At 45.7% G+C, this 14,267-nt stretch carries 13 protein-coding genes; 5 read left to right on the top strand and 8 right to left on the bottom strand.

Going from position 1 to position 14,267, the window contains the following annotated elements:
* Positions 1-126 precede the first annotated feature (126 nt).
* Entirely contained in the window at positions 127-1,317 is a 1,191-nt protein-coding gene (gene hmpA / locus ACUM5Y_RS08710) for an NO-inducible flavohemoprotein (RefSeq protein WP_445976485.1), read from the top strand.
* Here the strand turns inward: hmpA and ACUM5Y_RS08705 are convergent.
* From ACUM5Y_RS08705 to lpxM, 4 genes are read right to left on the bottom strand one after another with little or no spacing between them, the layout of a single operon-like run.
* The gene (locus tag ACUM5Y_RS08705; RefSeq protein WP_445976484.1) at positions 1,314-2,462 is read right to left on the bottom strand and encodes a GNAT family N-acetyltransferase; all 1,149 of its coding nucleotides are present in this window, start codon (positions 2,460-2,462) and stop codon (positions 1,314-1,316) included. The genes hmpA and ACUM5Y_RS08705 overlap by 4 nt on opposite strands.
* A gap of 4 nt (positions 2,463-2,466) precedes the next feature.
* Positions 2,467-3,270, bottom strand: coding sequence for a shikimate dehydrogenase (aroE, locus tag ACUM5Y_RS08700; RefSeq protein ID WP_445976483.1), 804 nt, complete (start codon positions 3,268-3,270; stop codon positions 2,467-2,469).
* Between the two features lie 31 nt (positions 3,271-3,301).
* Complete coding sequence (gene hemF / locus ACUM5Y_RS08695) at positions 3,302-4,246, bottom strand: oxygen-dependent coproporphyrinogen oxidase (protein ID WP_445976482.1); 945 nt, start codon at positions 4,244-4,246, stop codon at positions 3,302-3,304.
* A 12-nt stretch (positions 4,247-4,258) separates the two neighbouring features.
* Complete coding sequence (gene lpxM, locus ACUM5Y_RS08690; RefSeq protein WP_445976481.1) at positions 4,259-5,275, bottom strand: lauroyl-Kdo(2)-lipid IV(A) myristoyltransferase; 1,017 nt, start codon at positions 5,273-5,275, stop codon at positions 4,259-4,261.
* Positions 5,276-5,496: 221 nt separating this feature from the next.
* Between lpxM and ACUM5Y_RS08685 the strand changes: the two genes are divergently transcribed.
* Positions 5,497-6,963 (top strand): NAD-dependent succinate-semialdehyde dehydrogenase, encoded by a 1,467-nt coding sequence (locus ACUM5Y_RS08685; RefSeq protein WP_445976480.1) that lies wholly within the window; start codon positions 5,497-5,499, stop codon positions 6,961-6,963.
* Positions 6,964-7,010: 47 nt separating this feature from the next.
* A complete protein-coding gene (gene gabT, locus ACUM5Y_RS08680; RefSeq protein WP_445976479.1) occupies positions 7,011-8,288 on the top strand; it encodes a 4-aminobutyrate--2-oxoglutarate transaminase in 1,278 nt (425 codons plus the stop codon).
* 92 nt (positions 8,289-8,380) lie between these two features.
* Here gabT and ACUM5Y_RS08675 read toward each other — a convergent pair whose 3' ends face one another.
* On the bottom strand, positions 8,381-9,319 hold the full coding sequence (locus ACUM5Y_RS08675) for a LysR family transcriptional regulator (RefSeq protein WP_445976478.1): 939 nt from the start codon (positions 9,317-9,319) through the stop codon (positions 8,381-8,383).
* A gap of 118 nt (positions 9,320-9,437) precedes the next feature.
* The gene (locus ACUM5Y_RS08670) at positions 9,438-10,001 is read right to left on the bottom strand and encodes a TetR/AcrR family transcriptional regulator (RefSeq protein WP_445976477.1); all 564 of its coding nucleotides are present in this window, start codon (positions 9,999-10,001) and stop codon (positions 9,438-9,440) included.
* A gap of 136 nt (positions 10,002-10,137) precedes the next feature.
* Between ACUM5Y_RS08670 and lpdA the strand changes: the two genes are divergently transcribed.
* Positions 10,138-11,544 (top strand): dihydrolipoyl dehydrogenase, encoded by a 1,407-nt coding sequence (lpdA, locus tag ACUM5Y_RS08665; RefSeq protein ID WP_445976476.1) that lies wholly within the window; start codon positions 10,138-10,140, stop codon positions 11,542-11,544.
* A 177-nt stretch (positions 11,545-11,721) separates the two neighbouring features.
* Here lpdA and ACUM5Y_RS08660 read toward each other — a convergent pair whose 3' ends face one another.
* On the bottom strand, positions 11,722-11,919 hold the full coding sequence (locus ACUM5Y_RS08660; protein WP_445976475.1) for a hypothetical protein: 198 nt from the start codon (positions 11,917-11,919) through the stop codon (positions 11,722-11,724).
* 117 nt (positions 11,920-12,036) lie between these two features.
* Between ACUM5Y_RS08660 and ACUM5Y_RS08655 the strand changes: the two genes are divergently transcribed.
* On the top strand, positions 12,037-12,930 hold the full coding sequence (locus ACUM5Y_RS08655) for a LysR substrate-binding domain-containing protein (RefSeq protein WP_445976474.1): 894 nt from the start codon (positions 12,037-12,039) through the stop codon (positions 12,928-12,930).
* Positions 12,931-12,985: 55 nt separating this feature from the next.
* On the opposite strand, the gene fabF is transcribed toward ACUM5Y_RS08655, so the two are convergent.
* Positions 12,986-14,257, bottom strand: a complete 1,272-nt coding sequence (gene fabF / locus ACUM5Y_RS08650; protein ID WP_445976473.1) for a beta-ketoacyl-ACP synthase II — start codon at positions 14,255-14,257, stop codon at positions 12,986-12,988.
* Between the last annotated feature and the right edge of the window lie 10 nt (positions 14,258-14,267).

Raw genomic sequence — 14,267 nt, 5'->3', positions numbered from 1 at the left:
AACCTTATGTTTTTATTGACTATTTTTATTTGGCACGAACTTAGCAAATAATAGAGATAGCAAACACATTAAGTGTTTATTCATTGAGAGCTTATTAACTAAGGGCTTATTCATTAAGGAGACATCATGCTATCTCAACAACATATAGACACGGTAAAAGCGACCATTCCACTATTGGCATCCGCTGGAACAGCGATTACAGAACATTTCTACAATCGTCTATTTACTCACCATCCTGAGCTACAAGATGTGTTCAACATGACACACCAAAACACAGGACGCCAGCCGGCTGCCTTGTTTAATGCCATTGCGGCCTACGCAACACATATTGATAACTTAGACGTACTCACCAGCGCGGTTATGCGTATTGCTCATAAGCACACTAGCTTTAACATCAACCCAGCTCAATACGATGTTGTCGGTCATCATTTAATCGAAACGCTTCGAGAACTCGCACCTGACGCTTTTACACCAGAGGTAGAAGAAGCTTGGGGAGCGGCTTATAAGCAACTGGCCGATATTTTCATCAAAATAGAAAACGATCTTTATGAGGAGCGCGCTGCACAAGCAGGTGGCTGGAAAGACTTCCGTCGCTTCAAAGTCATTTCTAAAATTCCAGAGTCAGAACTGGTCACTAGTTTTGTTTTTGCCCCTGTCGATGGAGGCAATGTCATTGACTATCTTCCAGGTCAATACCTAGGCGTTAAAGTTCACCCTCAAGGCAATGAATACGATGAAATTCGCCAATATTCTTTATCTACCGCACCAAATGGTAAAACATACCGCATCAGTGTGAAACGTGATGGCGAGGGTGATCTTGCCGGTGTCATGTCTCACTATCTACACGACCACCTTAACGTAGATGATGAAGTGGAATTAATGCCACCAGCGGGCGACTTCATCTTCCAAGACAAACAAAAACCAGTGGCTCTCATTTCTGGTGGTGTTGGTTTAACGCCAATGCAGTCCATGTTGGACACCTTGAACCAACAGGGTTACTCACAGCCTATTAGCTATTTACATGCTTGTGCCAGCTCACACCAACATTCCTTTAAAGACCATGTGAATAGCCTAAAAGGGTCTTTACCTTTGAGTGTACACACTTGGTATGAAAAGCCAGATAAAGCAGAAGAAGGTGTCTATGAAGGTAAGATGGCACTAGAGCCAACCAAAAATGACCTGCCTATTGAAGATGGTGATTTTTACTTATGTGGACCTGTAAATTTCATGATGTTTGCAAAACAGCAGCTGGCATCACTAGGTGTATCGTCTGATCGTATTCATTATGAGCTGTTTGGCCCACACCAAGACATTTAATTATCTTGTTTAAACGGCAAAAGTGCGTGAGTGTCTTGGTGATACTCACGCACAGCTTGGGCTTCTTCTTGGCAGTAATGATCAATCGCTTCCGCAAAGCCTGGATGCGCAATATGGTGAATACTGTAGCTAAACACCGGCTCAAAGCCTCGCGCAATTTTATGTTCCCCTTGGGTACCCGGATCAAAGTGCTGTAAGCCACGCTCTAAACAGAACTCGATTCCTTGGTAATAACAGGCTTCAAAGTGCAAACAATCCACCTCTTCGATACAGCCCCAGTAACGCCCATACAAAGAGCGCTCATCAAAGAAGCACCATGAAGCGGCAATCGCTTGTTCTCCTCGATACGCCTGCACTAAGAGCACGCTATCACCCATGGTCTGGGCCAGTTGGGCAAAGAATTCACGGCTTAGATAACCTTGTTGACCACGTTTTGCATAGGTTGACTGATAACACTGATAAAACAGCTCTATGTCATCTTCAGTAAGCTCAGAACCTAGACGACGGGTGAGGTGTATACCTTGTTGCTGTACTTTTTGTCGCTCCTTACGAGCTGCTTTGCGTTTGCGGCTGGAGAAATGACTAAAGTAGTCCTCCATGCTTTTATAATCCCGATTAAACCAATGGAACTGACAGGAAATACGCTCCATTAAGTCATCTTCAGAACGAAGCAAACTGGATTGTGGTGCAGGGCAAAACAGTAAATGCCAACTAGAAAGCTCTCTTTGCTGTCCTGTCTCTGTCATTAATTGAGCCACCACAGGGTACAGAGCATCAATGTCAGCCGACTCTAGATGGGAAAAAATTCGAGGCCCAGTCACTGGCGAAAAAGGCACCGCCCAAATGCGTTTGGGGAAATAGCGCATACCATAGCGATGGTAAGCCTCGGCCCAAGCATGATCAAAGACAAACTCACCTTGGGAGTGAGTTTTCAAATAGCTGGGGACGACAGCTAAAGGGGAGTCATCATCGGCCATCAGCAAAAGATATTCTGGGTACCAGCCAGTATTCTCACCAATACAATGGCTATCCTCTAGTGCTTGATGAAAAGCAAACTTGGCAAAGGGGTAGCTGGTATCACCTATGGCGGCTTGCCATCTGTCTTCGCCAATTTGTGTGACCGAGCTAAACCACTGGGCTTTCATCTATTTAGCCCATCGAAGCGCGCATTTGAGAGATCAATTCACTGGTATCTGGACGCACCTGACGCCATAGATAAAAAGACTCTGCCGCTTGCCCCACCAGCATACCCAAACCGTCTGCCCCTTGTGCCCCGCGCTCATAAACCCACTCAAGGAAAACAGTGCGTTCTTTGGCATACATCATGTCATAACACCAACTCTTACCATTTACTAAGGAGTCTTTTAGTGGCGGTAAGTCGCCAGATAAGCTGGCTGAGGAACCATTAATGATGATATCGAATACCCCATCAAGGTCTTCATAGGAAGAGGCAAGGCAGGAGAACTGCTCAGCCAAAGCTTGTGCTTTACTGACCGTACGATTGGCAATGGTGATCGACTCAGGGGACTGGGCCAGCAAAGGATCCAAGACACCGCGCACGGCACCACCTGCACCTAAAATCAAAATACGCTTGCCCTTCAGTTCTTGACCATGGTTCACGGTAATATCACGCACCATGCCAACACCGTCTGTGGTATCACCAAATAAATCACCGTTGCGTCCCATCATCAGAGTGTTCACTGCACCAGCTTGTTGGGCACGCTTACTGAGCACCTGACACATGGCATAGGCTCTTTCTTTAAATGGCATGGTGACATTCATCCCCTTACCACCCTTGGCGAAGAAGTCTCTTACCTGTTCTTCAAAATGGGTTTCATCCCCTAACAAAGTGGAATACTCAAGTTCTTGATGAGTTTGCTTAGCAAAATGCCCATGAATAAATGGCGATTTACTGTGTTCAATAGGGCGTCCAACAACAAGATATTTATCCACGGTATTCCTCTTATATTTTTGTTAATAGCGACTAAACTGCAGGAGCTAACCAATCTTTCGATGTTAAATAGTAGGCCGTTAACTTGGCCTCTTCACTGTCTTCAGGTACTTGATAATCGTATGTCCAACGCACTTCTGGAGGCAATGACATAAGGATAGATTCCGTACGTCCTGCACCACTTTGCAGGCCAAAATGCGTGCCTCGGTCGAACACCAAGTTAAACTCCACATAACGTCCACGACGATGTAGTTGGAAATCTCTCTGCTGAGGGGTAAATGAGATATCTTTACGACGTTGTAAAATCGGCAGATAAGCTTGGCTATAAGCATCCCCCACTGAACGCAGCATGGCAAAGCTGTCTTCAAAGCTGGCTTCATTAAAGTCATCAAAGAAAAGACCGCCAATACCTCGTGGCTCTCCACGATGTTTTAGATAGAAGTATTCATCGCACCATTTTTTGAAGCGTTGGTAATAGCCTTCACCAAAAGGCTCAATGGCATCAAAACAAGTTTGGTGCCAATGGATACAGTCTTCTTCAAAACCATAATATGGGGTCAGATCGAAACCACCCCCAAACCACCAGACTGGCTCCATACCGTCTTTATGAACAATAAATAAACGTACATTGGCATGGGAAGTCGGGGCAAAAGGGTTGTTCGGGTGAATCACTAATGACACGCCCATGGCTTCAAAACGGCCACCGGCTAATTCAGGTCGATCCGCTGTTGCAGAAGGAGGGAGATTGTCCCCCATCACATGGGAGAAGTTCACCCCCCCTTTCTCGATCACTTGTCCATCTGCAATAACACGAGTTCGGCCACTACCACCATTGGGCCTGTCCCACGCATCTTCTTTAAAACGGGCTTCAGGTTCTAGGGTTTCAAGTGAGGCACAAATGGCATCCTGAAGAGATAACAAATAGTTTCTAACGGCTTCGATATCAGCAGGTTGCACGGATTTAGCAGAAGTAGACATTAAAGGCTCCAGTTAGTAGCGTTGTGATCCATCAGGGTGACTGCGTAATAGATTCAGAATCCACATGTATTGTTCTGGATGCGCAACGATCATTTCTTCTAATGCTGCGTTCATCAGGATTGCATCTTGCGTGTCATCCCCAGTAGGGAAGTTTTCTAAAGCAGGCCATATGTGCAAATCATATTGGCCCGTCTCGCTATTATACGCTTGGAGCATGGGTACAACCTTGGCCTTGGTCAACTTTGTCAGCTTTCCAAGACCTTTCATGGTGGCTTTTTCTGCGGCAAAAAAGGGCACAAATACTGAGTTTTGTGGGCCAAGATCTTCATCCGGTAGGTAGTAACCCAAATTGCCTTCTTTCACCGCTTTCAAAAATGGCTTAATGCCGGCTTCCCGAGGATAGATTTTTCCACGACCATATTGCATACGTTGAACATGAAGCAACCAGTCCACTACCTCATTACTTTGAGGCTTCATAATAGTGGTAAGACTGTACCCTAAAGATGCCAGCATTGGTCCTGTGTAATCTAATGTCCAGCAATGGGGAGTCAGCGTAATGATCTTTTCACCATTTTCGAGTAGCGGAAACAGATTCTCACCACCGTAAATTTTATCGCGGCTTTTAAGGTACTTTTTACTCCGCACCATAAGCTCACCATAGGCTAAACAGAATTGAGCCGCCGTCTCTAGGCTGCTCAATAATATTTGATGGCGCTCGTCTGGCGTTTTTTCAGGAAAGCACTCCTCTAAGTTTATTTTTGCACGCTTAAGAGCACTGCTCTTGCGTTTAACAATGACGCCCGCAAGTTTCTTACCAAGTTTGTCACGCCAGCGATACGGCACATACGCTAACGCTAAAACAAGCAATGCCATCAACCAAGTCGGCCAATAACGAGGGGCGAGGAAGGCCCATTTGAATGTAGGGTTGTGTAACTTAGGGTCTAGCGGTGACGTATCTTTGATTTTGTTCATAAGACTTATTTGGTTTGTACACTCATAGGTAGGTGGTTCTAGTACGACTAGACTCATAATACTTCATGGGGACGGATATTTTATATAGCCCATGTAACTTTTCATGATTCATGACATATGACAATGTTTGAAGAACATCAAACATTAGGTTGATTGCGCACCATTTTTCATTCGCAAAGGCTTATTTACTATCTTTCATTAAAGCAAGCTTTCACCAGATCAAGCTGCTCAGTTTAGACACACAGCTAGGTGTCTGGTTATTTCCGTTTGGAGTTAATATGCAATCACTATTGTCGCAACCAAATTTATTGAAAGGCCATTCCTATATAGATGGCCAATGGGTGTCTGCCCAATCAGGACAAACCTTCACCATCACCAACCCTGCCAATGGTGAAGCCATCATTGAAGTTGCCGATTTAGGGGCTGAAGAAACAACCCAAGCCGTTGACGCCGCACAAAAGGCTCAAAAAGACTGGCAAGCCAAAACAGCAAAAGAGCGCGCAACATTACTACGCCAATGGAATCAACTGATTCTCGATAACCAAGCGGATTTAGCTAAGTTGATGACCTTAGAACAGGGCAAGCCTTTAGCCGAAGCCATGGGTGAAGTGGCCTATGGCGCCTCTTTCATTGACTGGTTTGCAGATGAAGCTCGTCGTTTAAATGGTGACGTAATTCCAACCTTTGCCAAAGACAAGCGAGTGATGACCATCAAACAAGCAATTGGTGTGGTCGCGGCGATCACTCCTTGGAACTTTCCGATCGCTATGATTACCCGTAAGGCAGGCCCCGCACTGGCAGCAGGCTGTACTATTGTTATCAAACCCTCTGACGAAACGCCTTTGTGTGCATTAGCCTTGGCTGAATTGGCTCACCAAGCGGGTATCCCTGCTGGGGTGTTGAATGTGGTGGTGGGCAAAGACGCCAAAGCCATTGGCGGTGTGTTAACCAGCAACCCGATTGTCCGTAAGCTTTCTTTCACAGGCTCTACCCCTGTCGGCAAACTATTACTCAGCCAGTGTGCGCAAACAGTAAAACGCACCTCAATGGAATTGGGCGGTAATGCGCCTTTTATCGTTTTTGATGATGCAGACCTAGATGCCGCGGTAGAAGGCGCGATCGCTTCCAAATACCGAAACGCGGGTCAGACGTGTGTCTGTGCTAATCGCATTTTAGTGCAAGAGGGTGTCTACGATGCTTTTGCCGAGAAATTAGCAGCAAGAGTCGCTAGCTTTAAAACAGGCAATGGCTTTGCTGAAGGCGTTAATATTGGGCCTTTAATCAACCCAGCAGCCATTCAAAAAGTCTCCGAACTGGTCACGGATGCCATCGACCAAGGCGCTCATGCTTTAGTTGGCGGTAAGGTAATGGATGAGCTTGGCAAGCAGTTTTTTGAGCCAACTATCTTAACCAATGTCACCGATGACATGGCGATTTTTTCCAATGAGATTTTTGGCCCTGTCGCCCCTTTATTCCGTTTTTCCACAGAAGAAGAAGCCATTGCCATGGCAAACAATACCCCTTTTGGTCTTGCGGCTTACTTCTATTCCCAAAATATTGCCCGAACTTGGCGTGTCTCTGAAGCTTTAGAATACGGCATGGTCGGTATTAACGAAGGCATTATTTCTTCTGAAGTGGCTCCCTTTGGTGGTGTTAAAGAGTCGGGAAGTGGCCGAGAAGGTTCCCAATACGGCATCGACGAATACGTCGAAATTAAATACCTATGTGTGGGTGGCTTAGCCTAACGCCATCACTCGCAAATACTCCTATTGTCCAATTAAAGGTAAACAGTATGAACAACTCAGATTTACAAAAGCGCAAAGAAAGTGCCATTGCTCGTGGCCAAGGTAACATGGCCCCTGTGTATGTTGATAAAGCCCTGAACGCCGAACTTTGGGATGTGGAAGGTAAGCGTCATATTGATTTTGGAGCTGGCATTGCCGTAGTCAACACAGGCCATAACCACCCAAAAGTTAAAGCGGCCGTACAAGCTCAATTGGATCGCTTTACCCACACTTGTGTCATGGTTAGCCCTTATGAGTCAGCGGTTGAGTTAGCGGAAAAACTTAATGCTGCAGCACCGGGTTCTACACCGAAAAAATCCATCTTTGTGACCACTGGCGCTGAAGCGGTTGAGAACTGTGTAAAAATCGCCCGTGCTTACACGGGCCGTCCAGGCATCATTGCCTTCAATGGCGGCTTTCATGGTCGTACTAATATGACCATGGGACTAACAGGTAAAGTGAACCCTTACAAAGTCGGATTTGGCCCTTTCCCGAGTGATATTTATCATGTGGCTTACCCTAATGAATACCATGGCATCAGCATTGAGCAGTCTCTTGAAGAGCTAAAAATGCGCTTCACCTGTGACATCGAAGCCTCTCGTGTGGCGGCGATTTTGATTGAGCCAGTACAGGGGGAGGGTGGCTTTTACCAATCGCCAGCTAAGTTCCTCCAAGCACTACGTGAAATCTGTGATGAACATGGTATTTTGCTGATTCTTGATGAAATTCAGTCTGGTTTTGCCCGCACAGGTACTATGTTTTGCCACGAGCAAGCCGGCATTGAAGCCGACTTAATGACCGCAGCCAAAGGCATTGCCGGAGGCTTCCCGCTAGCGGCAGTGGTCGGTAAAGCAGACATTATGGACGCACCAATTCCTGGCGGCCTAGGTGGCACCTACGGCGGCTCTCCAGTAGGTTGTGCGGCGGCTCTTGCCGTATTCGATATCATTGAAGAAGAAAAGCTCTGCGCTCGTGCTAACGAAGTGGGTACTCACTTTGTCCAGCACCTAAACGCCTTGCAAGCTGAATACCCTCAGTTAATCGGCAATATTCGTCATGCTGGCGCCATGATCGCTATCGAGTTGGTGCATGATGGTGATGCGAACAAGCCTAATGCAGAGCTAACCAAAGCCCTTTCAGCCAAAGCAGCGCAAAATGGCCTAGTACTGTTATCTTGTGGTATCCGAGGTAACGTGATTCGTTTCTTGCCTGCGCTGACCATTGAAACAGACATCATTGATGAAGGCATGGGGATCTTTAAACGTTGTTTTGAAGAGCTAGTGTAAAGACGCTCTCGACACCCAACCTCCCATTTGCAAAAGATTCATTGCACACAAGCCATCGGGGTTTCCGGTGGCTTTTTTTTGCATTAAGAAAGCTAGTAGGGGGCAACTTCAAACTCTTCTACCGTTTGATGCAAGACACTTAAAAACAGCTCTCTGGGTTTATTGGGTTGTGAAGTTTTTTTACAAATCACAGCAACCCCTAGTGAGTAGTGTCGGCTTTCAGGCAGCACTTTAACTACTTCACCTTTTTGTAAATATGGCTGAGCGTAGAGTTCTGGCAAAAAACCGATATATTGGCCAGATAAAATCAGGGCTAAACGGCTATCATAAAAATAAGAAATGGCTGCAAGCTTTAACGGAGCGATTTGCTCACTCATCGCCTCATGGGGTTTTAGCCCCGCATGAGTGGCAGGAAAGCTATTCACCAGCGCTTCTTGCTGGCTAGCATCCATGGCTACTAACCCATGGTTTTTACCGCAGTAAAGATGGCAAATATCATGATAGAGGTGGACATAATCCAACCCCTCTAACTTGCGATGGTAGGGTATAAAACCGATATCGGCCTCGTCATTTAGGATCATCCTTTCTATGTTCGCCATAGACGACACATTCGTGGTGATGGAAACATCTGGCGCTTGCTCTGCAAAGCGCTGTACTAACTCTGGAAAACGACTGCGTGGATCCAGGCTAATGGCATCTGACAAAGCGATACGAAGCTGGCCCGTTAAACTGGCGTTTAGGTTGTTCACCGTGGTGCGAAAGGTATCTAATGATTCCAGTAAGTTATCTGTCATCTTGTAGATGATCTCTCCCTCTTCAGTGAGAGAAAAGCCACCACGGCCACGCTTACATAGGGTCAGATTGAGTCGCGACTCTAAACTCGAAATATGCAGACTAATAGTAGAGCGACCAATATTTAACGAGGTTTCTGCCGCAGAAAAGCCACCGCAGTCAACGACGGTTTTAAACACTTTTAATTGCTTAATCTCGTAGTCGCCTACTTGGCCAAGAGAGTAGTTCTTTGCGCTCATCTTATCCTCATAAATTAATTTTCATTTTCGGATGCCACAACTAAACGATAATCATGACAGTCTACCAGAAGCATGAGCGCTCACCGGCATTCTTTGTAATAGCTGAACCTGCAGAAAATCAGCTATAAGCCGTACGCCAGTGAGACAAAGCACGATCAAAAAAGGCAGGATCATTTGCACCTTGAACTAAAATCGATGCGCCATGTAAACAGGCGAGAAATTGGCTTGCTTTCGTTAAGGCTTCATCCTCATCAGTCTGCTCTAAACGCATAAAGACTTGCGTCAGCCAATCGAGTTTTAGCTTATAAAAAATAGCCAGCTCCTGACACACGGTGTCTGGCAAAGAGGATTTATCAGACGTCAGCATAGTGCATAGACTCATGTTCATTTGGTCTACCACTTTGGCTTTGAAACCATCAATGAACCCATGTATCAGGTCTTTAGCTATAATCGTTGCATCACAAGGGTCCGGTAACATTTGGGAAAATTCGTGTGTATATCGAGCCATAACAGCCGCCACCAAGTCTCCTTTTGTGGGAAAGTGATAGTGAACACTCGCACTCTTTATGCCAACAGAGTCCGCTATATCTCGAAAGCTAAAAGCACCATAGCCTCCTTGAGAAATAAACCCTTCGGCTACATCCATAATTTTGGATTTAGTATCTACCTTTGTGTCTTTCATAACGCCATCAACTCTCTACCCATATGACTATCTATCTAGTGATAGATATTTTATTGACTTCGCTTTTATCTACAAGCTATATTTCGCCTATCAAGTGATAGATAGACTCTAAAACACTTCACAGGAGAACTTAGAAATGACATACGATCTTTTGGTATTGGGTAGTGGACCTGGCGGTTATGCAGCTGCTTTTCGAGCAGCGGATTTAGGCTTAAAAGTTGCCATGGTAGAACGCCACCCAACCATTGGTGGTGTTTGCTTGAACGTTGGTTGCATACCCTCTAAAGCGTTATTGCATGTGGCAGGCAAAATACGCATGGCAGACGAGCCTGCCCATGGTGTTCAATACGCCAAGCCAACCATTGACTTGGATGCTATTCGCCATCACCGTCAATCTACCGTAGACACCTTAACCAGCAATCTTGCTCTCATGGCAAAAGGCCGCAAGGTGGATGTGTTACAAGGTGAAGGGCACTTTGAGTCAACAACTTCTCTAACCGTCACAAAAGGCAATGACGAACAAAAGGTCTCGTTTAAACACGCGATTATCGCCGTTGGTTCACGAGCCATTAAATTACCTTTCGTTCCTTACGATGACCCACGCATTCTTGATGCTACCAGTGCACTGCAACTTGAGCGCATCCCTGAGCATTTATTAATTCTTGGTGGCGGCATCATTGGTTTAGAAATGGCTACCGTGTACCAGTCATTAGGGGCAAAAATCACTGTAGCGGAATTGGGCGATCAGATTATGACTGGCGCAGATAAAGATCTTGTGCGCGTCTTCGAGCAAGCCAATAAAGATCGCATGACGTTTTTGACAAAAACCCAAGTCACCAATATTCAAGCTACTCCAGAAGCATTAAACATCACGCTGAAAGACAAAGAGGGTGAACGAAACCTTGCGGTTGATTCAGTACTGGTGGCGGTTGGCCGCTCTCCAAACGGACGCAATGCCGGCATTCCAGACATTGGCGTTAAAATAGACGAAAGAGGCTTTGTACTGACAGATGATCAATGCAAAACATCTGTACCTAATATCTTTGCCATTGGCGATGTTACTCATGGACCAATGCTTGCCCATAAAGCTGCTCACGAAGGTCATATAGCCGCTGAAGTCATCGCTGGACATAATGTCGCCTTTCAACCTATGGCCATTCCTTCTATTGCTTACACCTTCCCAGAAGTGGCTTGGGTTGGGTTAACAGAAACTGAAGCGAAGAAACAAAAACTGCCGGTTAAAACAGCCATATTTCCATGGAGTGCCAGCGGACGAGCCATTGCTTCTGGGGTGACGCAAGGCAAGACCAAACTCATTTATGACGAGGCAACAGAACGAGTTTTGGGTGCCGGTATTGTGGGTTCTCATGCTGGTGAGTTATTAGGGGAATTGACCCTAGCCATTGAATTCGGCTCAACACTCGAAGACATTGCTCTAACCATTCATGCTCACCCAAGCCTACACGAAAGCGTTGGTCTGGCCGCAGAGCTGGGGGCAGGCACCATTACCGATCTACCAAACAAGAAGGCCGTGAAACCCTAATGCCACGGCTTTTGACTTCAATATTGGTAACTAAACACAGTCTAAAAATTAAGATTATCTAATAGCGTATTTTGCATTAAAGAAAATACCACTGTGCTCTCACAGTGGTATTGCGCAAGAATATGCCTTGCCAATGGGAGACCTTCTGATATTGATCACATAACCCAGATTAAGCTTTTATGTATTCTTCTCTTCTTGCGAATGCGTATTGTAAGGAGGAAGCCCCATATCTCGGCGTAAGTACTCAGGAAGCTGGCGAGAGAGCATCATTTGTTGGCCATGCTTCTTTTTCGCTTTATGCCTTAGATAGCACTTTTCTAATGACTGATAGCCGCTAATAATCTTGTTGTTCACCCAAACCAATAAAGTCCACATAACCACCTCCGCTTCATAAGAACTTTATTTTGTCGTCCAAAAGAGGTAAAAACGAATGATGTTTTCTAACAGGTAAAATTAGAAAACCTTATGGATTGTTATTTGTTAGGAAACATTATGAGTACACGCGTTACCCACTTAAAAGCCACTCATTATTTCTCTGTTGCTTGTAAAACTTTGAGCTATACCAAAGCAGCAGAACAACTGCATGTTTCACAAGCCGCAGTCAGTCAGCAAATTCGTCTGTTAGAAGAGTATTTAGGCGTAGCACTTTTTTATCGCTCTGGAAGAAAAATGCGACTAACTAGCCAAGGACAAGCACTGTCCGAGCATTTATCGCTGGCATTTGATCACATAGAAAGAGGGCTGGAAAGCGTCAAACTTGAGCCAATTGGAGGAACGCTCCAAGTCTCTGGGCTGCAAAGCTTTGTATCACTGTGGCTCATGCCGAAACTGTGGCGTTTTTCCGATCTACATCAAGAAGTAAGCATTAAACTTTTTTCATCTGATGAAAGAGAAGACATTCATTCTGGTTCAGTCGATGTAACCATCGATAATAAAGTAAACCATCAAGGCAATACGGTACAAACCCTGCTCTTATCTTCTGAAGTTATTCCTGTCTGCTCACCAGAGTTGGCCACCAGAAGGCAACTTGAATCGCCTTCGGATTTATTTCAATGTTGGTTAATACAAGTGGATACTTCTATTTATCGTTGGAACACTTGGTTTGAAGAACAGCAAATCCCCACTTTAGATAATAATATTCTATGCGCTGAGGTAAGCTCTTGGTATATGGGGATCAATGCCGTAAAAGCAGGGCACGGTGTTTTCTTATGCCCTAGATTTATGGTGCAAGAGGAACTAGATCAGGGCACTCTCTTACAAGCCTTTCCAAATGGATTAAAGAACCACATAGAATTTTATGTAAACTACGCCAAAAACTCTTCCAGAAAAGAAAGAATTATGGCCTTTGTAAATTGGCTAATGGATGAAGCAATACAAAACGACTAGGAAAAGGCATAGAGTTATGCCTTTTCCAAATTACGCCCAGAAGTCCATCTTAGCTTTAAACGTAGCGTTTCAGAATAATAGCCGCATTAACACCGCCAAAACCAAAACCGTTACAAAGCACATAATCTACCTGTTTTTCTCGGGCCTTCAGGGGAATAAGGTCCAGATCCGCCATGCTGTCTTCTGGGTTTTCTAGATTCAGTGTTGGTGGTAAAAGACCGGTTCTAAGGGCTTGCGCACTGAAGATGGTTTCAACGCCACCGGCAGCGCCTAACAAATGCCCAGTCGCCGATTTCGTGGAAGAAACTGGCACAGTGTTAACCGACTTGCCAAAGACACTTCTTAGGGCATTAATTTCTCCGCGATCGCCTACTGGGGTCGATGTTGCATGAGCATTCACATAGCCAATTTTTTCCACTGTAATACCCGCCATAGTCAGAGCCGCTTGCATTGCTCGAGCAGCCCCTTCGCCACTTTCAGGTCCAGCTGTCAGGTGATACGCATCACTACTGGTTCCGTAGCCCACTAATTCCACCAGAGGTGTCGCCCCACGCGCTAGTGCATGCTCTAAGGTTTCCAGTACCACTAAACCAGCACCTTCGCCCATGACAAAGCCTTCTCTGTCTTGATCAAATGGTCGTGAAGCTTTGGTTGGATCATCATTACGAGAGGACAAAGCTTTTAAGGCACCGAATCCAGCTAAAGACAAGGGATCTATGCAAGCTTCTGTACCGCCAGCAAGAGCCACTTTAGCCTCACCCGTTCGTAGCAATCGCATGGCATCGCCAATGGCTTGTACACCTGCTGCACAAGCGGTGACTGGGGTGCCTGTTGGTCCTTTAAAACCATATTTAATGGATAAATTCCCCGCTGCTAAATTCGCGAGGAAGGCAGGTACGGTAAAGGGTGAGAGTCGACGAGCCCCTTGCTTATTAAGAACGTCCTGCGCATGAGTGATCGTTGGCAAGCCACCGATACCTGTCCCTATAATGGTTGCCGTTGAAGCTTGTTCCTCAAGGGAAGTCGGGGACCAGTTTGCCTGAGCCAATGCTTCATCCGCAGCCGCCAGTGCATACAGAGTGAATAAATCGACGCGCTTTCGTTCCTTAGCCGACACATAATCTGCTTCATTTAGGCCATTAGATAACTCTTCATGGCTTGGTACTTGTCCCGCTATATGAGTGTTTAAACCTTCAGTTATATTGGTCGGTAACGCTCTGATGCCCGACTCGCCTTTAATGATTCTGTCCCAAACAGCGTTTACTCCTAGGCCTAAAGGCGACACCATTCCCATACCGGTTATAACAATACGTTGCGCTACTGACATATTTTCTCCC

It is taken from the genome of Marinomonas dokdonensis (assembly GCF_052747885.1).
The sequence above is the reverse complement of the archived record's forward strand: the minus strand, read 5'-3'. Positions and strand labels throughout refer to the sequence as shown.

What these genes read in the sequence shown, in the direction of transcription:
- hmpA (WP_445976485.1), top strand. Translation starts at nt 127, where the DNA reads ATGCTATCTCAACAACATATAGACACGGTAAAAGCGACCATTCCACTA.
- ACUM5Y_RS08705 (WP_445976484.1), bottom strand. Translation starts at nt 2,462, where the DNA reads ATGAAAGCCCAGTGGTTTAGCTCGGTCACACAAATTGGCGAAGACAGA.
- hemF (WP_445976482.1), bottom strand. Translation starts at nt 4,246, where the DNA reads ATGTCTACTTCTGCTAAATCCGTGCAACCTGCTGATATCGAAGCCGTT.
- lpxM (WP_445976481.1), bottom strand. Translation starts at nt 5,275, where the DNA reads ATGAGTCTAGTCGTACTAGAACCACCTACCTATGAGTGTACAAACCAA.
- ACUM5Y_RS08685 (WP_445976480.1), top strand. Translation starts at nt 5,497, where the DNA reads ATGCAATCACTATTGTCGCAACCAAATTTATTGAAAGGCCATTCCTAT.
- gabT (WP_445976479.1), top strand. Translation starts at nt 7,011, where the DNA reads ATGAACAACTCAGATTTACAAAAGCGCAAAGAAAGTGCCATTGCTCGT.
- ACUM5Y_RS08675 (WP_445976478.1), bottom strand. Translation starts at nt 9,319, where the DNA reads ATGAGCGCAAAGAACTACTCTCTTGGCCAAGTAGGCGACTACGAGATT.
- ACUM5Y_RS08670 (WP_445976477.1), bottom strand. Translation starts at nt 10,001, where the DNA reads ATGAAAGACACAAAGGTAGATACTAAATCCAAAATTATGGATGTAGCC.
- lpdA (WP_445976476.1), top strand. Translation starts at nt 10,138, where the DNA reads ATGACATACGATCTTTTGGTATTGGGTAGTGGACCTGGCGGTTATGCA.
- ACUM5Y_RS08660 (WP_445976475.1), bottom strand. Translation starts at nt 11,919, where the DNA reads ATGTGGACTTTATTGGTTTGGGTGAACAACAAGATTATTAGCGGCTAT.
- ACUM5Y_RS08655 (WP_445976474.1), top strand. Translation starts at nt 12,037, where the DNA reads ATGAGTACACGCGTTACCCACTTAAAAGCCACTCATTATTTCTCTGTT.
- fabF (WP_445976473.1), bottom strand. Translation starts at nt 14,257, where the DNA reads ATGTCAGTAGCGCAACGTATTGTTATAACCGGTATGGGAATGGTGTCG.